Raw genomic sequence first — 18,952 nt, 5'->3', positions numbered from 1 at the left:
TCAGTCTCCGTGGTGGCCGCCATGCGTGGCGTCATCTGCCGGGGTCAAGCGTCCCGAGTTGAAGGCGTCCAGAATCTCGGCGGCGCTGCGCGCCTCGTTTCCCGGGGCAAGGAAGCACTCGATGCGTGCCGCGGACAGGGTGCGATGCGCCTTGGGGCCGTAAGCCCCGCTGACGACCGCCTGCGCGCCCAGGCGCGCGATGAACTGCGCGGCGAGCACGCCTGCTCCGCCCGACGCGGACAAGGCCGGGTTGGCGTGGAACGTCCAAGCGCCGGTGTCCGTGTCCACGACGCAGAAGGACTCCGCGCGACCGAAGCGGGCATCGAAAGGCGCGTCCGGGGTTTGGCCGGCGATCGAGATGGCGACGTTCATCGGGGGTGTTCTCCTGTCGTGCTCGCTCATGGAGGTGTGTCTGCGGACGGGTGCGTCCCGTGCCGAGCCGATGCCGGGCGGGGCTCCACGTCGCTGGGTTGAAAGTCGTATTCCGACTTGAGTGATCGGCATTTTCCTCCGTTCTCGCGGGCCAAGACCCTGATATCCGTCAATGTGAACCGGACATATGTGCGTTTTACTGATCCCGCGAATCGGAACACTTCACTTGAGGAGGCCTGATGCAGGGTCGAAAGCGGCGCGCCCGATGTATCGGTTTCGATCCGGGCTTTCTCTGTTTCAAACCCTGCGGACGACCGGGACGAGGCCTGGAGACCGTAACGCTGCGCGCCGATGAGCTTGAAGCCTTACGTCTCGCGGACCTCGAAGGCTTATATCAAGAGGAGTGTGCCGTGCGGATGGGCATCTCGCGGACCACCTTGTCGAGAACACTCGCGCAGGCGCGGCGCAAGGTGACGGACGCCCTGATCAGCGGAAAACGGCTGGTGGTGGAGCCGCAGAGCGGGAAGACCCGCGTCGCGGACGCGCGGGGCGGGGCGGTCGTGACACCGGATCGACCGGAGGACGAAAGAGGCGAGGCGGTGTGAGTCGGCCTTAAACGTCCGGGCTCGGCTCACTCCGGTCGCGGGGCGGCCGGCGCCTGAGCGACAGCTTCGGGGCCTTCGACCAATTGGCGGACGATGTCCCGGCACTCGGCGGCGTTGCTGATCCATTGCAGCCCGGCCTCGGCCGGCACAGCACCGCTTTTCTCGCGGATCTTCGCGATCGTGGTGGCGATCAGCGCGTCGATCTGAGCGGGATCGGTCACCAGACCGCTCTCTTCGGCGGTCTCGACCGCCAGGCAGGCACCGGCCTGGGATCCGATCACCAGCCCGCTCGCGGCACCCAATCCGGCACCGAAGCCGAGTGCGAGGAAACCTCCGACTGCGCTTCCGATCAAGAGAAAGATCAGGGCGAGGATGAATGTCTTCATGGATATCTCTCTATGAGAAATGGAGTGTCGGAGGCCGCGGATGGCGCCGTCGTGTCAGCGCCCGCTCGCGCCCCATTGCCAGATGCTCTCCCCGCGCGGCAGGGAGACCTCGCCCAGGGCGTCGAAGCGTCCGGTCAGCCCGTCCGCGTCGATGGTCCCTTCGAATCCGATCTCCCCTTCGGTAGGATGGACGGCCGTGAAGGACATGCCGTCGTCCCGAATCGCCAGGTCGACGAGCTGAGGTCGCGTCGGCAGGCCATCGGAGAACTGGACCAAGGCGACGTAAGCGACCTCGTCATCCCGAACATGAGGCAGGATGAAGACCTCCATGCCGATCAGCTCTCCTTGCTCCACCGACGGCTCCATATTGGAATAGATGCCTTGGAGCTTCGGTGCGTCGGCAGCTACGCAGGCGATTGCAAAGCCCAGGAGGGCGACGGTCATGCCCGTGAGGCTGAAGTAGCGGTGTCGAAGGTGCATCGGCGTTATTCTATCCACTGGGTCGGCGGCGACCGCAATACGAGCGGATCCGGACTCGAAGTGTCGCCGACTCGGCGGGTGCCGGCAAGCGTATCGGGATCTTTCCCCATCAGGACTTTCCTTACATCCATGTTCGCCAGTCCACCGCCTCTGCGGGCCCTGTCGGGCGTCTTGCGAGTCCGAGGTCGTGCTTCGACGGCCCTGTGCTTCGTCTTGTGCGCCTTTTTCGGTCAACCCTGCGCGAACGATCGCCCCGCGTTTCTGGCTGCCGAGCGGGCGCTCGAGGCAAACGACATCGAGACCTTCGATCGTCTCTCCGCGGGTCTCGCCGATTATCCGCTGTATCCCTACCTGCGCTTCGCCTTCCTGACCCGGGACCTCGAGGCGACCTCGGATGCCGATATCGAGCGCTTTCTCGGCGATTACCCGCAGACCCAACTTGCGACCCGTCTGCGTCTGGCCTATCTGGCACGCCTCGCGGCGGCCGAGCGCTGGTCGGACTATGCGCGGATCTATCGGCCGGACCGCGCGACCGAGCGGCGCTGTCTCTATCTTCGTTCACTCATCGAGACCGGGCGGCGCGACGAGGCGCTCGCCGGGGTGGAGCCTCTTTGGTTGTCGGCCCGCTCGCAGCCGGATGCCTGCGATCCTGTGTTCGCGGCGTGGCGCGATGCCGGTGGGCTCACGACCGAGCGCATCCTGCAGCGCGTCCGATTGGCGATGGAGGCGGGCGAGCGCGGTGTCGCCGGCTATCTGGGCGGGCTCCTCCCGGATGCGCAGAAGCATCGCTACGCAGCATGGCGCGCGGTCGACGCCGATCCGGCGCTGGTTCTGGATCCGGGGTCCGTCGAGGACGGCCATCCGCAACGCGCTGCGATCCTCGCGCACGGGCTGGCCCGTTTGGCGCCTGGCTCGCCCGAGACAACCGCCGACGCGCTGGCGTCTCTCGCGGACGTTTTGAGCACGGATGGCGCGGCCTCCGATCGCGCCCATGCGGCGATAGGACAGGCGTTGACACGCGCCGGGGATCCGCGCGGGCTCGCCGTCTGGGATGGCGTGCGCGCGACCGAGCGGACAATGACCGAGCAAGAGGCTCGCCTGCGTGCGGCGGTCGCCCTGCGGGCCTGGGAGCGGGTCTCGCAGTGGGTGGCTCGAATGCCCGAGGGTGCCGTCAAGCGCGACCGCTGGCTCTACTGGCAAGGGCGTGCCGAGGCCGAGCTCGGGCGCGACGCGGCAGCGCACGCCACCCTGAAGCGGGCAGCCGAGGGGCGCAGTCTCTGGGCCTTTCTGGCTGCGGACCGGTTGGGGCTGCCCTATCGGCTCGATCATGCCGGGACGCCCGCGGAGCCCGAGCGGATCCGCGCCTTGGCGAGCGGCCCCACCTTCGCACGCATGCGCGAGCTGAGCCGACTCGGCCGAGAGACCGACATGCGGCGCGAGTGGCGCGAGCTGATGGAGCATCTGGACGGCCCGGATCTGCTGGCGGCCGCCTACGTGGCCGACGTCATGCGCTGGCACGACCAGGCCATTCAGGCATCGGCACGGTCCGGCTACTGGGACGACATGGAGTTGCGTTTCCCGACCCCTTATCGCGCCTTGGTCGAGGAGCAGGCCTGGCAGCGGAGCGTGGAGCCGGACTGGATCCTCGCCGTGATTCGACAAGAGAGCGTCTTTGCCGGCACCCTGGCCTCCCACGCGGGTGCGGTCGGTCTGATGCAGCTCCTGCCTACCACGGCCCGAGAGGTCGCGCAGACGCTCGATCTGGATCCGCCGTCGCGGTGGGATCTGCTCGACCCTTCCGTGAACATCGCGTTGGGCAGTGCGTACCTCACACGCATGCGCGATCGTTTTGGTCACGCCGCGTTGGCCACGGCGGCCTATAATGCCGGGCCGGCGCGTGTCGCACGCTGGCTGCCGGACGCCTGTCTCGAGGCCGATCTTTGGATCCTGTCGATCCCCTTCCTCGAGACGCGTCGGTATGTCGAGCGTGTCCTCGCTTATCGGGTGATCTACGGCGAGCGTTTGGGGCTTCCGCCGACACGCCTGTCCGATTGGCTCCCCCCCGTGCCCGGCGCGGATTTTTTCGAGTCCTGAATGAAACACTGATGTCGACCGTCGTCCGCATTTCTCTTGCCTGTATCGCGATTTGGCTCTCGCTGGCGGCCCCGCCCGCGCTCGCCGATACGCGCTCGGCCATGGCCGATGCCATGGTGCGCATGATGGAGGCGATGGGTCTCTTCGGTACCGCAGGGGGAGCCATGTCCGGCGGTTCGCCGGGCGTACCGAATCCAATGGGCATGTCCGGATGGCCGTCCGGGTTCGGGGCCATGCCGGGCGTCCCGGGCGCAGGCACGATGCCTTTCCCCGGTTCCTCGCAGATGGATCCGACGGCTCAGATGGGCCAGATGGGCCAGATGTTGGAGCGCTTCAATCCGGGCAGTGCCATGACCGGTGCGATGCCTTGGACAGCGAGTCCGCTGGAGGGGATCTGGGAGGGCAGCGACGATGGACTCCTGATCGTGCAGGGCGGACGCTACCGCATCTACGCACCTTTCAGCGGCTACATCGACGGCGATATGCGCATCACCGGAGATCGGGTCGAGCTGACCAATCGGCGCGAGGGCTTTAGTCAGGAGTTCGAGTACGCCTTGGATCAGGGCCGCTTGGTCTTGCGCGACCGTCAGGGCCAGATCTATCTCTATCGCCGTCTCGTCCTCGAGGGCGGCTGAACCGCGTCCTGAGCATATCCGCGTTGTCTTCGTCGGAAGCGATGTCGAGGATGTCAAGAGCCTCGCCAAGACGCGGTTCAGAGTCAATCCAAAAAAACTCTTGAACCGGGTCGACTCCGACCTTTGCGGATCGATCCGACGTAAGCCCAGCCGGCGAGCCTTGCATATCGGACACCCGAACGCGGTTCAATAGGCCAGGCGCAGGGCAATCAAGAGCAGAAACACCCCGAACAGCCTCTTGAGAAGTCCAACCGGCAACTGATACGCCAGTTTCGCGCCGAGGGGCGCGGTGGGCATGCTGGCGAGCAGGATGGCTCCGACGGCAGGCCAGTACACGAAGCCCGTGCTCACATCGGGCAATCCCTCGCGCCCCCAGCCGACGACCATGAAGCCGATGGCGCCTGCAACTGCGATCGGCAAACCGCAGGCGGCCGAGGTGCCCACGGCCTTGCGCATGTCGATGCCCCGGTTGCTCAGGAACGGCACCGTCAGGGTGCCGCCGCCGATCCCGACCAGTGCGGAGAGTGTCCCGATGCCTCCGCCGGCGGTCCACATCCCCCTGGGGCCGGGCAGGGTGCGATCCTGATGGATCTGCCGCGGAATCAGCATGCGCAGCCCGACATAGGCGAGAAAGGCGGCAAAGAGACGGGTCAGCCACAGCTCGGGGATAAACCCGGCCAAGGCGGCCCCGAGCCAAGCGCCGATGACGATGCCGGGTGCCAGTCGGGCGACCAGATCCCAGCGCACCGCGCCGCGCCCGTGATGGGCATAGGTCGACGCCGCCCCAGTCCCGACGATGGCGGCCAGCGAGCTTCCGACGGCGACATGCGGGATCCACTCGGACCCCATGCCGATCTGTGCGAAGAGCAGGATCAGCGCCGGCACGACGATCACGCCGCCGCCGACACCGAAGAGACCGGCCAGCAGCCCGGAGGCGGCGCCGATGGCGAGATAGGCTAGAAGCTCGAGCACTGGATTCGGTCCTGAACGATCGAAGGCCCCGATGGGCGATAGGTGGCCGCGGCGGGCTTTGAAACGGATCCGCGACGAATGATTGAATCGCACATTGCGCGTGCGCCATGACTTGTGCCAATGTCGTCCGGTCGGGTTCAATCGCATCCTGCGAGCGGACTCGCCGGGGTCGCGGCGGAGCCCATCCACGAGACCAGTGAACGTCATGGACTTCAGTGAGCTTCAGGGATGTTTTGAATTTCCTAAACCGCGTCTCGCCATCGTCGCACGTTGCGGCGAGGTCGCGCGATCCTCGGAGCGAAAAAGCACACCTGGACGCGGTTTAGTCTGGCCACGGGCGCCGAGACGCCCCAGACGAGTCACGACGACATCATGAGACATCCGTGCATTTGTGTCATCGGGGGAACCGGCTTCGTCGGTCGACACCTCTTGAATATCCTGTCCGGCGCCGGGTATCGGACCCGTGTGCCGACGCGCCATCCCCATCGCTATCGCGATCTGCGGCTCGTTCCGGGCTGCGAGCTGGTGCAGCTCGAGCAATGGGACGAAGCCGGTTTGGCTGATCTGATGGTCGGATGCGACGCCGTGGTGAATCTGGTCGGCATCCTCAACGAGGGGGGCGGGCGCACCTTCGAGCAGTCCCACGTCGGGATGGTCGAGTCGACGGTGCGCGGGGCGCTCGCCGCCGGTGTCGGCGCCTACCTTCATATGAGTGCCCTGAATGCGGACCCGGCCGGTCCGAGCGACTATCTGCGCAGCAAAGGCAGGGGCGAGGCGGTCGCGTCGGCCGCGGCCGAGCAGGGATTGGCGGTGACGGTGTTTCGACCGTCCGTCATCTTCGGGCCGGGCGACGGACTCTTCAATCGTTTCGCATCGCTGCTGCGTTTGCTGCCGGGGCCATTCCCGCTGGCCTGTGCCGACGCGCGATTCGCCCCGGTCTATGTCGGCGATGTCGCCGCCGCGATGCTGCGCACGCTCCGAGATCCGGCGAGCCGAGGACAGATCTACGAGCTGTGCGGACCGCGTACCTTTGCGCTGCGCGATATCCTGACCTATACGGGCAGCCGCATCGGGCGCAAGGTCCGGGTGGTCGCGCTGAGCGATCGTCTCGCGCGACTCCAGGCGCGCCTCTTCGAGAAGCTTCCGGGTAAGCCCTTCAGCACGGATAACTATCTGTCCCTGCAGATCGACAGCATCTGTCGCGAGGATGGACTCGGTCGGCTCGGCATCGCGGCGACCGATGTCGATGCCGTGGTGCCGGCTTATCTGGGTTAGCGTCTGAGCACGGCTTCGGTCGGCCCGAAGATCCGGCCGCTCGGAGTCATCGATCCCATGCTCTACCTCGACAAGCTGCTCAGCCAACTCGCCTATCCGCTCGGGTTCTCCATTGTCCTGGCGTCGCTGGCGCTCGTGCTCCTGATCGCGGGCTGGCGTCGCTCGGGACTCTTGGCCCTGTCGGCCGGGATCCTTTGGCTCGCCCTTTGGTCGATACCGATCGTCTCGGATGGTTTGCGACTGTCGCTGGAGGGCCGGTTCGCGCATCAGCCGGTCGGCGCCTTGCCGGCAGCGGATGCCGTCGTGGTCCTCGGCGGCGGTATCCGAGGAGGCCCGCCGGATTGGCCGGACCCGGATCTCGGGCGGGCGTCGGACCGCGTTTGGCATGCGGCGCGGATCTATCATGGGGGAAAGGCCGCACGCGTCATCGTCTCGGGGGGCGCAATGCCGTGGGCGGGCGAGCGCCGCAGCGAGGCCGACGGGATGCTGCGTTTTCTCACCGATCTGGGCGTGCCGCCCGATGCGATCCTGTTGGAGGGGCGCAGCCGAAACACACGCGAGAACGCGCTCTATACCGCCGAGATCCTGAGCGCCGAGGGTATCGATCGCGTCCTGCTGGTGACCTCGGCCCTGCACATGCCGCGTGCACTGGCAACCTTTCGGTCGGCGGGGATCAATGCCGTGCCGGCGGCGACCGACTTCGAGGTGATGCCCGAGCCGGCGCATCTCATGCGCTGGTTGCCGGACGCCGAGGCCTTGTCCGACAGTACGCGTGCCCTGAAAGAGTATGTCGGATGGTGGGTCTACAGTTGGCGCGGCTGGGCCGAGCTCTGAGGTGGCCGATCGCCGATCGCCGATCGTCGCCATCGGCCATCGGCGATCGAACGACCCGAGGCCGGTGACGCCGGTGCAAGCGAAACCCGGACACGTGAGATCGACCGAGCGAATTCGATTGACCAGGTCAATTCATTGGAGGTAACGATGAAAAGGCATTTTTTAATTCTAGCGATGCTTTCGGCCGCGGTACTCGCCGTCCCCGCGCAGGCGTTGGACGGCGGTGTCGAGAGCCTGCGCGAGACCGGCAAGGCGTTCGCATCGGTCGGTCGGGCAGTCTCTCCTTCGGTCGTCTTCATCCAGGTCGAAGGCCAGAGGACCACAACTGCACAGGCCCCCCTCGGGCTGCCCTTCGGCGATGAGCTCCCGTTCGGGGAGGAGTTTTTCAAGCGCTTCTTCGGCGAGGGCTTTCCGGGTCTCCCGCGCGGCCAAGCACCCCAAGCCCCGCCCGGGGAGCCGCGCTCCATGGGGCAGGGCTCCGGATTCGTGTTCGCCGCAGAGACGGGGCTGCTCGCCGACAAGACCTACATCATGACCAACAATCATGTCGTCGAGGGCGCCGATCGGATCCGCGTCACCTTTCAGGACGGGCGTGAATTCGATGCCGAGGTGACCGGTCGCGACCCGCAATCCGACGTGGCCGTCATCGAGATCAAGACCGGCGGCCTGCCGGCACTCGCTCTGGGCGACTCGGCGAAGCTCGAGGTCGGCGAATGGGTGGTCGCGATCGGCAATCCTTTCGGGTTGAGCCACACCCTGACGGTCGGCGTGGTCAGCGCCACCGGGCGCACCAGCTTGGGCATCAACGACTACGAGGATTTCATCCAGACGGATGCCGCCATCAACCCGGGGAACTCCGGCGGGCCGCTCGTGAATCTCGACGGCGCCGTGGTTGGCATGAACACCGCCATCTTCAGTCGCAGCGGCGGCTACATGGGTGTGGGTTTCGCTATCCCGATCAATCTCGCCAACGCCATCGCGAATCAGTTGATCGAGCAGGGCGAGGTGACGCGCGGATTCCTGGGTATCGTGATCCAGCCGCTGACCGCGGACCTGGCCGAGTCCTTCGGGATGGAGCAGGGCGAGGGGATTCTGATCGCACAGGTCACGGAAGACAGCCCGGCGGGTCAGGCCGGTCTGCGTCAGGGCGACGTGATCGTTGCCTATCGCGGCGAGCCCGTGACCGATGTCGGGAATTTCCGCAACCGGGTCGCGCTCACGCCGCCGGGGAGCAATCAGGAGCTCACGATCGTGCGCGAGGGGCAACGGCAGACCCTGCAGGTCACCATCGGGACGCTGAACGCCGATGCGCTCGCCTCCGCGTCCCCGACCCAGACCAGCGAGGAGCTGGGACTTACCCTACAGAACCTCACGCCGCAGCTTGCCGAGCAGTTCGGCGGTCAGCCCGGCGAGGGTGTCCTGGTCACGGAGGTGAAGCCCGACTCGATCGCCGCCGCGGCAGGCATCGAGCCGGGAACGCTGATCCTGCAGGTCAACCGTGAGTGGGTGAAGAGCGTCGCGGACTTTCAGCAAGCGGTGAAGGCCGGGCGCGATGCCGGGCGCGTCTTGCTGCTGGTGCGCAAAGACGCTATGCAGCGCTTCGTCGTCCTGAGCTGGTAGCCGCGCACGACGGGAAGGGATTCCCGCCGCGCCCCGGCCGCGCGTCCGCGGCGCCTCTGCGCAGCAGCCCCGCCGGATGCAGGTGTCCAGCGCTGTCGCCTCGGGTCCTCGGCCGGCCGCTGCCGTGCCTGTCTATCGACCGACGTCATCGACATCACTTGCGAATCCGCCCTGCCGCGACTAGTCTATCTCTGAAGACCAAGCGTAAAAGTTGGTTTTGAAGTCCGCGCCGATCGGGGATCCGGGAGGCAGTGCAACGGATATCGTCCAGACCAGCGAGCCACCTCATACAGCATCGTTTCGCGATGCGGCGAGGGATCTCGTCGCCGTTCCGGCAACCCCGTCGGTAGAACACGACAACCGTCGGGAGGAAGAATCATGAGTCTCGTGACCCACCTCAGCGGGCATGGCGGCCCCGCATTGCCTGTCATGCACGTGTCCTTGGTAAGACCCTTCATCTGGCTGAGCAGGGGATGGGAGGATCTTCGCCGGACCCCTCGCGCCAGTCTTGCCTACGGTTTGCTCGTCTCCGTGCTGGGTGCGGTGATCCTCGGTTTTTGGCGGCACCCGTATTTCATCGCCGCGGCCGTCTCGGGTTTCCTGCTCGTCGGCCCGCTCTTCGCGGCGGGATTGTGCGAGTTGTCCCGTCGCCGCGCCGCCGGGGAGCCCGCCGATTTCGAGACATCGCTCTCGGTTCTTGCCGATCATCGCAAGGCCCTGCTTCGTTTTTCGGCCGAGCTGTTGGCGATCGGTGCGATCTGGTTTGCGGCCTCTACCCTGATGCTGCATCTGGCCTTGGGAAGCGCCGGTCCGGGCATCGAGGCGACGATGTGGGGTGGCGTGCTCGAGCAGTTGACCGAGGCGCAGATGATCTCCTACGCCGTGGTCGGCGGCCTTCTCGCATGCGTCGTCTTTGCGCGATCGGTCGTCGCGGTCCCGCTCATCATCGACCGTCACGTGGATTCGCCGACCGCCGTACGCACGAGTATCCGTGTCACGCTTGCCGATCTGCCGGCGATGATCCTGTGGGCCGCTCTGATCGTGATCCTCGCCGGTATGGGCTTTGCGACCTTCCTCGTCGGCATGGTCGTCGTCTTTCCGCTGCTCGGGCATGCGACCTGGCATGCCTACCGCGATTTGGTGAAATGAGTCACGTCTCGGAACCAGGTTGAGCACGGAATCCAAGCGTTGTCGTTGTCGTTGTCGTAATCGACAACGACAACGACGACCGTGGCAAAGGTGTTCCTTCGTGGGGTCGGTCGTGCCTCCACCGTTGGACCTCATCCCGATTCTGCCTTAGATTGCGCGTTTTATCCGGCGGAACCGAGATCGTGGATCCCGAGGTCTTCAAACAGCGCGCCGCCGAGTTGATCGGCGTCGGTCACTTTTGTTTTTCACGCGGCTGGTTGCCGGCGACCTCCGGCAACCTCTCCGCGCGTCTGGATGCGAACCGGATCGCCATCACCGTGTCGGGCCGTCACAAGGGCGAGCTCGACGCGAGCGGCATTATGGCGATGGACGTCGACGGCACCGTCCTGAGCGCCGACTGTCGGCCGTCCGCCGAGACCGAGCTTCATCTGATGCTGTATCGCCGCGACCCGACCATCGGCGCCGTGCTCCACACCCACTCGGTCAACGCCACCGTGCTCTCGCGCCTGGCCGGCGACGCCTTGATACTCTCCGACTACGAGGTCTTGAAGGCGTTGCCCGGGATCGAGACGCACGCGACTCGGCTCGCGCTGCCCGTCTTTGCCAACGACCAGGACATCGCCCGTCTGGCGCTCGAGGTCGAGCGGATACTGGAGCGCACGCCGGATCTGCCGGGCTACTTGATTGCCGGTCACGGCCTCTATACCTGGGGCAGCAACGTTGCCGACGCGCGTCGGCGGATCGAGGCATTCGAGTTCCTGCTCGAATGCGAAACCCTCATGAGGAGCATCACCCGATGAGCGAGCTGCGCATCCACGCCGAAGACCGCGCTGCACCCGAGGCGGTCTTCACCGACTTCGTCGACATCCGGCGTGAGCTGGGCGCCCTCGGCGTCAACTTCGAGCGCTGGCAGGCCGATCGCGTCCTGGCGTCGGATGCGACGCCCGAGGACGTCATCGCCGCCTATCGCAATGATATCGATCGCTTGATGACCGACTACGGCTTCGGCTCGGTGGATGTCCTGCGCATGACGCCGGACCACCCCGATCGCGAGGCCCTGCGCGCGAAGTTTCTCAACGAGCACACCCACAGCGAGTTCGAGGTGCGCTTCTTCGTCGAGGGCAGCGGTCTGTTCTATCTGCACACCAATGGCAGGGTCTATGCCGTGATCTGCGAGCAGGGCGATCTCATCAGTGTCCCCGACGGTACGACCCATTGGTTCGACATGGGTCCGCGCCCGCACTTCACCGCGATCCGCCTCTTCACGAACCCCGAGGGCTGGGTCGCCAACTTCACCGGCAGCGACATCGCGTCGCGCTTTCCCCGCTTCGAGTAATCCGTCCTCATGATCAAGGCCATCCTCACCGACATCGAGGGCACCACATCGAGCCTCTCGTTCGTCAAGGACGTGCTCTTTCCCTACGCCGCGGAGCATCTGCCTGACTTCGTGCGGGCGCATCGCGACGAACCGCAGGTGGCGCAGTTGCTCGACGATGCACGCGCCGTCGCGGGTGGATCCGGCGACGACGAGGCGCTGATCGCGCAGCTGCTCGAGTGGATCGCGACCGACCGCAAGATCACCCCGCTCAAGGCCCTGCAGGGATTGATCTGGGAGGAGGGTTACGCCCGCGGCGATTTTCGCGGCCACATCTACGAGGATGCCGCCCGCCGCCTGCGCGACTGGCACGGTGCCGGTTTGCGGCTCTATGTCTATTCCTCCGGCTCGGTGCATGCCCAGAAGCTGTTGTTCGGGCACACCGAGTACGGCGACCTCACGCCGATCTTCTCCGGCTTTTTCGATACGCGCATCGGCGGCAAGCGCGAGCGCGACGCCTACCGTGCCATTGTCTCCGAGGTCGGTCTGTCGCCCGCAGAGATTCTTTTCCTCTCGGACATTCGCGAGGAGCTCGATGCCGCGCGCGATGCAGGGATGGCGACGACTGCGCTGCGCCGCGAAGGCGTGACCGGGCCCTTCGGGGAGCACCCGGTCGCCGATGATTTCGATGGGGTTCGGCCGATCGAGGATTGAGCGGCGGCCTCAATTTCGGACCAAGGCGTCTCGCATCTGCATAAAGGCGATCAGATACTCGAACATGATGCGCCACATCAGCTCCATGAAGAGGAACGCAGCGACGAACAGCAGGATTCCGAGCACGCGCCAACGCAGGCGCACCGTCGCGGTTAGAAGCCCCATCCCGGCTCGATATGCGTCGCCCACCGGCTCGAAGCGGCGCATTAAGAACAGCGCCATGAGCCAGGCTGCGAGGGGCATGACGACGGCGCCCAGATAGTAGAACACCAGCAGCGCATGGCGGCTGATCATGGTGTCGAAGGAGAGGAAGTCGGTCATCCGAAAACACCATGGTGTCTCGCTACCGCGTCCGGGGAATGCGGGAGGCGGAGCGTCGGCCTTGCGGCGATCGATTCAGATGCGGGTGCTGGCTCGGGCTCCCGTCATTCGGGGTGAGCCTGATTCGAAATTCGATATGAAATGGTGCCGAGGAGAGGACTCGAACCTCCACGAGCTTTCGCCCACATGGACCTGAACCATGCGCGTCTACCAGTTCCGCCACCTCGGCATGAGGTTCCGGGGATGTCTTGAAGAAGGCCGCCCCCGTGGCAAGGCGCGAATATTAGTGAGACAACCGAAGGGTGTCAAGGCTACACTAACCTTTTCCGGACAAGAACGAGCCCAAGTGACAAGACGCCGAAATCCGACAGCCGCCAAAGAAGCGGATCCCCATCGCCAGCGCGAGGCGAAAAAGTACGCCAACCCCATCCCCAGTCGCGAATTCATCCTCGAAACACTCACCAATCTGGGCGCACCGGCCGGTGCCGACGAGGTCGCCCGCGAGCTCAATCTCACCGACGAGCAGGATCTGATCGCCCTCGAGCGGCGACTCGGGGCCATGGTGCGAGACGGTCAGCTGGTACGCAATCGCAACCAGGCCTTCTGTCTGGTCAACCGACGCGATCTGATCGCCGGTCGTGTCATCGGACATGCGGACGGTTTCGGGTTCGTGCGCCCGGACGAGGGTGGCGACGACCTCTACCTCTACCCGAAAGAGATGCGTGCGCTGTTTCACGGCGATCGTGTCGTCGTGCGTGTCGCAGGGCGCGATCGACGGGGTCGGCTCGAGGGTGCGGTCGTCGAGATCCTGGAGCGCAAGACCCGGACCGTCGTCGGGCGGCTCTATAAAGAAAGCGGTGTCGGCTTCGTCGCGCCGGACAACAAGCGACTGACCCACGACATCATCATCCCGAGCGACCGCATCGCGGGCGCCGAGCAAGGCCAGATCGTCGTCGCCGAGATCACGGATCAGCCCACCCAGCGCACCCAGCCGATCGGCCGGATCCTCGAGGTCCTCGGCGATCACATGGCGCCCGGGATGGAAACGGACATCGCGATCCGTGCACACGATCTACCGATCGACTGGCCGGAGGAGGTTGAGACCGAGATCGCCGGGCTCGGCAGCGAGGTCCCGGAGGCGGCGAAGGAGGGCAGGACCGATCTGCGCAAGCTCCCCCTGGTCACGATCGACGGGGCCGATGCGCGCGACTTCGACGACGCCGTCTATTGCGAGCGCAAGCCCAAGGGCTGGAAGCTGCTGGTCTGCATCGCCGACGTCTCGAGCTATGTGGTGCCGGGTACGGCGCTGGATACCGAGGGCTATTCACGCGGCAACTCGGTCTACTTCCCGGACCGTGTCGTCCCGATGCTGCCGGAGGTGCTCTCCAACGGGCTCTGCTCGCTCAACCCGCATGTCGATCGGCTCTGCATGACCGCCGAGCTCTACATCAACGCCGAGGGCAAGGTCACGCGGACGCGCTTCTTCGAGGGTGTCATGCGCTCGCATGCGCGGCTGACCTACGATCAGGTCGCCGCCATGATCATCGACGGCGATGCCGATCTGTGCGAGAAGCACGCGGACCTGCTGCCGCACCTGCATGAGCTCTACGCCCTTTACCAGACATTGCACCAAGCGCGCGCCGAGCGCGGTGCGATCGACTTCGACACCGTCGAAACCAAGTTCGTCTTCAACGAGCAGGGGCGCATCGCCGCCGTGGTGCCGCTGGTGCGCAACGAGGCGCACAAGATCATCGAGGAATGCATGCTCGCCGCGAACGTCGCTGCGGCGCGTCTCTTCGAGCGCAAGAAGATGCCGGCGCTCTACCGCATCCATGACCTACCGAATGCGGAGAAGCTGAGCGACCTGCGCGAGTTCCTGGGACAGCTCGCGCTCAAGCTTCCGGGCGGCGAGAAGCCGACCGCCAAGGATTATGCAGAGCTGCTCGAGATGGTCAAAGACCGTCCGGATCGTGGTTTGATCCAGACCGTGTTGCTGCGCTCCATGCAGCAGGCGATGTACAGCTCGGACAACGTCGGCCATTTCGGTTTGGCCTACGATGCGTACACGCATTTTACCTCCCCGATCCGTCGCTACCCGGATCTCGTCGTCCATCGGATCATCAAGCACATCCTGCGCGGCGGGACCGCGGCCGACCTGGATTACTCCAAGATGGAGCTCCAGCAGATCGGCGAATACTGTTCGGGCACCGAGCGGCGTGCCGACGAGGCGACCCGCGACGCCGACGACTGGCTCAAGTGCGAGTTCATGCAGGGCAAGCTCGGCGAGAAGTTCGACGGCATCATCACCAGCGTCAATTCGTTCGGCATCTTCGTCGAGCTCGACGAGGTCCACGTCGACGGTCTGGTGCACATCACCGCGCTCGACAACGACTTCTACCATTTCGACCCCATCGGCCATCGCCTGCACGGCGAGCGCACCGGCACTGTCTACCGTCTCGGCGATCCGCTGCGGGTGCAGGTTGCGGCCGTGAATCTCGACGATCGCAAGATCGATTTCGTGCTCGCCGAGTCGAGCGGGAAGGGCGGCAAGGCAGGGAAGGACGGGCAGGGCGGACGTCAGTCGAAACCCAAGCCGACGGCTCAGGCAGCGGGCCAGGGCGCGGCATCGCCTCAACAGAAACCTGCGTCCTCCAAGGCCGGGGCAGACAAGCCTGCCGAAGGCGCCAAGAAGCCGCGTTCGCGCAATCGGCGCAAACGCAAACCGGCCGGCGCTGCGCCGACCTCCTGACGATGAAGCCATCGCGACGTTCTGTCGTGGATCGGCGTGACGAGGTGCGCCCCCCCGCGACAGGGCTGCACCCGGTCGGCGGCATCCACAGTGCGCGGGCCGCGATCAAGTTCGGGAGCGAAGGGGTCGGCGAGCTTTGGCTCGACCGCAGTCGTCGCGATCGGCGCCTGTCCGAGCTGGCCGATCTGGCGAGCCAGGCCGGCGTAAAGGTCCGCCAGGTCGAGCGCGACGAGCTCGAGCGTGCGGCAGAGGGCACCAATCACCAAGGCGCCTTGGCCTGGGTGCGTGTTCCGGCGGCCCGATCCGAGCAAGATCTCGATTCACTCCTGGAGCGGATCGAGGGTCCGCCCTTTCTGCTCCTGCTCGACGAGGTCCAGGATCCGCATAATCTCGGCGCCTGTCTGCGCACCGCGGAAGGCGCCGGCGTGCATGCCGTCATTGCCCCGAAGGACAACGCCGTCGGTCTCACTCCGGTCGTCTGCAAGGTTGCCAGCGGGGCGGCCGAGACCTTGCCCTATGTCCAGGTCACCAATTTGGCGCGGACCATGGGCGACCTCAAAGAGCGCGGGATCTGGCTCACCGGAACCAGCGGAGACGCCGACACCGAGCTCTATACAGCCGATCTCACCGGGCCGCTCGGCCTGGTCATGGGCAGCGAAGGCACCGGCCTGCGCCGCCTCACGCGCGAGCACTGCGACCGTCTGGTCCGTCTACCCATGTGCGGGACGGTCGAGAGTCTCAACGTCTCGGTCGCCGCGGGTGTTTGTCTTTACGAGGCGTTGCGTCAGCGTCGGTGAGCATCGTCACCCGAGTTTTTACGGGTGACGTCGATGCGGCGATTGGCCTCGCTCGTGAGACCGACCACCGAAAACATCACTCGCTCTTGACACCCGCTCTGCGGTGTCACGCATGCCCCTGGCGCTCTGCGCCATGTGCCACGCAACGGAGTTACGAGCAAGGCCCGGCGTTTAAGCGATTTCCGAGTCCCAGCATCCCAAAACATCGTATACGTCTCAGATAGGCTCGACGGCGACCACGTGCATCGCGCGCTCATCGATCCGCCATCGGATATTGCGGTCATAAAGCCGGAGGCCGAATTCTCGGCGCTCGGGGTACCGATTCATATACCCCGGGCGCGGATCTTGGGCGAGGACCTGCTCGATCAGTGCGCGCAGTCGGAGCACCCCGGTCGGATCGGCTTCGGCAATGCCCTTTAACGCCTCCACGGAGAAGGTCACATCGGCGGCGGCGATCTCGGGCGCCGTGGCAAAGCCGCTTCGTGCCTCGGGGAGGCTGTCCGCGTACGGCACATAGGGCTTGATGTCCAGGACCGGCGTGCCATCCAATAGATCGACGCCCCGAAGCGCGAGCGCGAGTCCGCGCGCATCTTTGATGAGTCCCCGCTGCTCGACCGCGGAGATCCCGATGGGGTTCGGCCGATACGGCGCGCGGCTTGCGAAGACACCGACGCTCTCGCGGCCTCCGAGACGCGGCGGGCGCACTGTCGGGCTCCAGCCGGCGGTCAGGCAGTCCTCGTGAAAGACGAAGAGGATCCAGACATGCGAGAAACCTTCGAGTCCTTTGAATGCCTCTTCTCGGGCGAACTCGGGTAGAAGCTCGACACGCGCCTCGGCGGCGGTCACCAATCCGGGTTGGCGCGGGATCCCGAACTTGTCGGTGTAGGGGGAGCGGATGTGGCCGATGGGGGCGAAGCTGAAGGACATGCGCTGGCCTGCTGTCTTTGGGGGGTTCCATTATCCTAGATCCGGCAGTTCGTGCCCCGCGCTGTCACCGCTTTGTCACGTCCCGCGCATTCCCTTATCCTTCACGCGCTTTTCGGGCGCGAGGGGGCGTGCCTCGTTCTCAAACTCAAACACAATCAGGGGCGCGACGATGACGAAGGCGGGTGCAAGACTGTTGGTCGGGGCGGTTGGGCTCGGGATGGCTACGCTGGCGCAGGCGTACGACCTGCCCGCCGTGAATCTTGGGTTTACGAGTTTTCTGGACGGTGCGCCGCCGTCGGGGCCAGGGTGGTACGCTCAGCAGTATGTGCAGTTTTATCGCAACGGGCGCCTCAAGGATGCCGGCGGCGCTGACCTGCGTCTGCCCACCGCGCGCGGGCTCGAGAAGGCGCAGGTCGATGCGAACATCGGTTTGACCCAGCTCGTTTATCAATCGGATCAGCCCCTGCTGCTCGGCGGCAAATGGGGCATGAATCTCATGCTGCCCTATGCGGGCTTCGATCTGGATCCGAAGGACAACTTTGCGCTATCGGCAAACGGCGGCAATCTCGGCGATCTCTTGATCGGTCCCTTTCTTCAGTGGGATCCCATCATGGGTCCGAACGGACCGAGATTCGTGCAGCGAGTCGAATTTCAGCTGATCTTCCCGACCGGCTCCTACGATGCGAACGATGCCCTGAATGTCGGCAGCAATTATTTCTCCTTCAATCCCTATTGGGCCGCGACGGCATTCCTGACACCGAAATGGACGGCCTCCTGGCGTCTGCATTATCTGTGGAACGCCGAGAACGACGATCCCTACAAGCCGCTCGGGGCCAACGACACACAGGCCGGTCAGGCCATCCATGCCAACTTCGCGAGCGCCTACGAGGTGCTGCCGAATCGTCTGCGTATCGGCATCAACGGCTATTTTCTCAAGCAGTTCACCGAGAGCAAGATCGACGGCCGAGGTGTGCGCGACAGCGAGGAGCAGGTCATCGGCATCGGGCCTGGGCTCGTCTACCACGTCTCCAAGCACGACCATCTCTTCGTGAACGCCTACTGGGAGACGGAGGCGGAGAATCGCCCCGAGGGCTCCAGGTTCAACCTGAGGTTCGTGCATCATTTTCATTGAGACCGGACCGCGTCCAGTCCGGCGTGCGCCGGGCCGAGTCTGATCGGCGCTGCCGGATCCTCGGGAGGTCGGACCCCAACCGCCTCTCTCGCTCGACGACTGGCTCGCCGTCGAGCGGACCGCCACCGATCGACGCAGCGAATAGGTTGCCGGCGAGGTCCTTGCGAAGGCCGGCGATACTGAGGTGAACAACCTGATCGTGCCCAACGTCGGTGCTGAGCTGCGGAGCCAGTTCAAGGTTTAACCCTGCCGGGTCTCCGCGAGCGACTCGGACGGATGCGTTGCCGGTCGGAAAACGGCTGTGCCGTTACCAAGTTGTGCAATATTGAGGGCCGTCTATACTGATCTACCGATAGACCCGTATCGTCATGGGCACGCCTCAGGGTGGTCGATGCCTGTTCGGCGAGCTCGGCCGGATCGGAATCGATTTCGTTGATGCGACCTCGGCGGGGCTGCCGTCGCGCAGCGCTGCGATATCGGCATCCAAGCGGATCGGTCCGGATCGATGGTAACGCGCCGGGCATGAGAGGCAGGGGTCTCGCCTTAGGAGCCCCGCGCCTCGGCGTCACCCACGA

The 18,952-nt window shown here is 65.2% G+C and carries 19 protein-coding genes and 1 tRNA gene; 13 read left to right on the top strand and 7 right to left on the bottom strand.

The genetic code is table 11. From position 1 onward, the window contains the following. Positions 1-372, bottom strand: a complete 372-nt coding sequence (locus tag THIMADRAFT_RS10170; protein ID WP_007192941.1) for a NifB/NifX family molybdenum-iron cluster-binding protein — start codon at positions 370-372, stop codon at positions 1-3. A 239-nt stretch (positions 373-611) separates the two neighbouring features. Between THIMADRAFT_RS10170 and THIMADRAFT_RS10165 the strand changes: the two genes are divergently transcribed. After that, positions 612-977 carry a DUF134 domain-containing protein gene (locus tag THIMADRAFT_RS10165; RefSeq protein ID WP_007192940.1) on the top strand — a complete coding sequence of 122 codons (366 nt, stop codon included), beginning with the start codon at positions 612-614 and terminating at the stop codon, positions 975-977. Between the two features lie 26 nt (positions 978-1,003). On the opposite strand, the gene THIMADRAFT_RS10160 is transcribed toward THIMADRAFT_RS10165, so the two are convergent. Next, positions 1,004-1,363, bottom strand: a complete 360-nt coding sequence (locus tag THIMADRAFT_RS10160) for a hypothetical protein (protein ID WP_007192939.1) — start codon at positions 1,361-1,363, stop codon at positions 1,004-1,006. Between the two features lie 54 nt (positions 1,364-1,417). Beyond that, positions 1,418-1,843, bottom strand: a complete 426-nt coding sequence (locus THIMADRAFT_RS10155; protein WP_007192938.1) for a hypothetical protein — start codon at positions 1,841-1,843, stop codon at positions 1,418-1,420. A gap of 129 nt (positions 1,844-1,972) precedes the next feature. Between THIMADRAFT_RS10155 and THIMADRAFT_RS10150 the strand changes: the two genes are divergently transcribed. After that, complete coding sequence (locus THIMADRAFT_RS10150) at positions 1,973-3,937, top strand: transglycosylase SLT domain-containing protein (protein WP_007192937.1); 1,965 nt, start codon at positions 1,973-1,975, stop codon at positions 3,935-3,937. Between the two features lie 11 nt (positions 3,938-3,948). Then, positions 3,949-4,572 (top strand): hypothetical protein, encoded by a 624-nt coding sequence (locus THIMADRAFT_RS10145; protein WP_007192936.1) that lies wholly within the window; start codon positions 3,949-3,951, stop codon positions 4,570-4,572. A gap of 186 nt (positions 4,573-4,758) precedes the next feature. On the opposite strand, the gene THIMADRAFT_RS10140 is transcribed toward THIMADRAFT_RS10145, so the two are convergent. Beyond that, positions 4,759-5,544: a sulfite exporter TauE/SafE family protein gene (locus tag THIMADRAFT_RS10140; protein WP_040730859.1), complete on the bottom strand. Its 786-nt coding sequence runs from the start codon at positions 5,542-5,544 to the stop codon at positions 4,759-4,761. Positions 5,545-5,916: 372 nt separating this feature from the next. Here THIMADRAFT_RS10140 and THIMADRAFT_RS10135 point away from each other — a divergent pair, with 372 nt between their 5' ends. The 7 genes from THIMADRAFT_RS10135 (at position 5,917) to mtnC (ending at position 12,451) form a co-directional block, all read left to right on the top strand. Beyond that, the gene (locus THIMADRAFT_RS10135; RefSeq protein ID WP_007192934.1) at positions 5,917-6,819 is read left to right on the top strand and encodes a complex I NDUFA9 subunit family protein; all 903 of its coding nucleotides are present in this window, start codon (positions 5,917-5,919) and stop codon (positions 6,817-6,819) included. Positions 6,820-6,876: 57 nt separating this feature from the next. Next, positions 6,877-7,653, top strand: a complete 777-nt coding sequence (locus tag THIMADRAFT_RS10130; protein ID WP_007192933.1) for a YdcF family protein — start codon at positions 6,877-6,879, stop codon at positions 7,651-7,653. 147 nt (positions 7,654-7,800) lie between these two features. Next, the gene (locus tag THIMADRAFT_RS10125; protein WP_007192932.1) at positions 7,801-9,273 is read left to right on the top strand and encodes a DegQ family serine endoprotease; all 1,473 of its coding nucleotides are present in this window, start codon (positions 7,801-7,803) and stop codon (positions 9,271-9,273) included. A 378-nt stretch (positions 9,274-9,651) separates the two neighbouring features. Beyond that, positions 9,652-10,422: a DUF2189 domain-containing protein gene (locus THIMADRAFT_RS10120; RefSeq protein WP_007192931.1), complete on the top strand. Its 771-nt coding sequence runs from the start codon at positions 9,652-9,654 to the stop codon at positions 10,420-10,422. A gap of 182 nt (positions 10,423-10,604) precedes the next feature. Then, a complete protein-coding gene (locus tag THIMADRAFT_RS10115; protein ID WP_007192930.1) occupies positions 10,605-11,222 on the top strand; it encodes a methylthioribulose 1-phosphate dehydratase in 618 nt (205 codons plus the stop codon). Continuing rightward, complete coding sequence (locus tag THIMADRAFT_RS10110; protein ID WP_007192929.1) at positions 11,219-11,758, top strand: 1,2-dihydroxy-3-keto-5-methylthiopentene dioxygenase; 540 nt, start codon at positions 11,219-11,221, stop codon at positions 11,756-11,758. Before THIMADRAFT_RS10115 ends, THIMADRAFT_RS10110 begins: the two co-directional genes overlap by 4 nt. 9 nt (positions 11,759-11,767) lie before the next feature. Then, positions 11,768-12,451 (top strand): acireductone synthase, encoded by a 684-nt coding sequence (gene mtnC / locus THIMADRAFT_RS10105; RefSeq protein ID WP_007192928.1) that lies wholly within the window; start codon positions 11,768-11,770, stop codon positions 12,449-12,451. 9 nt (positions 12,452-12,460) lie between these two features. On the opposite strand, the gene THIMADRAFT_RS10100 is transcribed toward mtnC, so the two are convergent. Further along, positions 12,461-12,772 carry a DUF4282 domain-containing protein gene (locus tag THIMADRAFT_RS10100; protein ID WP_007192927.1) on the bottom strand — a complete coding sequence of 104 codons (312 nt, stop codon included), beginning with the start codon at positions 12,770-12,772 and terminating at the stop codon, positions 12,461-12,463. A gap of 142 nt (positions 12,773-12,914) precedes the next feature. Next, positions 12,915-13,001, bottom strand: a tRNA-Leu gene (locus THIMADRAFT_RS10095). Positions 13,002-13,118: 117 nt separating this feature from the next. On the opposite strand from THIMADRAFT_RS10095, the gene rnr reads away from it, so the two are divergent. Continuing rightward, positions 13,119-15,521 carry a ribonuclease R gene (gene rnr, locus THIMADRAFT_RS10090; RefSeq protein WP_007192926.1) on the top strand — a complete coding sequence of 801 codons (2,403 nt, stop codon included), beginning with the start codon at positions 13,119-13,121 and terminating at the stop codon, positions 15,519-15,521. A 2-nt stretch (positions 15,522-15,523) separates the two neighbouring features. Beyond that, positions 15,524-16,318, top strand: coding sequence for a 23S rRNA (guanosine(2251)-2'-O)-methyltransferase RlmB (gene rlmB, locus THIMADRAFT_RS10085; protein ID WP_007192925.1), 795 nt, complete (start codon positions 15,524-15,526; stop codon positions 16,316-16,318). Between the two features lie 216 nt (positions 16,319-16,534). Here rlmB and tsaA read toward each other — a convergent pair whose 3' ends face one another. Further along, positions 16,535-17,245 carry a tRNA (N6-threonylcarbamoyladenosine(37)-N6)-methyltransferase TrmO gene (gene tsaA, locus THIMADRAFT_RS10080; RefSeq protein WP_007192924.1) on the bottom strand — a complete coding sequence of 237 codons (711 nt, stop codon included), beginning with the start codon at positions 17,243-17,245 and terminating at the stop codon, positions 16,535-16,537. A gap of 169 nt (positions 17,246-17,414) precedes the next feature. Between tsaA and THIMADRAFT_RS10075 the strand changes: the two genes are divergently transcribed. Continuing rightward, positions 17,415-18,377 (top strand): SphA family protein, encoded by a 963-nt coding sequence (locus THIMADRAFT_RS10075; RefSeq protein WP_007192923.1) that lies wholly within the window; start codon positions 17,415-17,417, stop codon positions 18,375-18,377. Positions 18,378-18,952 lie beyond the last annotated feature (575 nt).

The organism is Thiocapsa marina 5811 (assembly GCF_000223985.1).
GTDB classification, from domain to species: Bacteria; Pseudomonadota; Gammaproteobacteria; order Chromatiales; family Chromatiaceae; genus Thiocapsa; species Thiocapsa marina.
The sequence above is the reverse complement of the archived record's forward strand: the minus strand, read 5'-3'. Positions and strand labels throughout refer to the sequence as shown.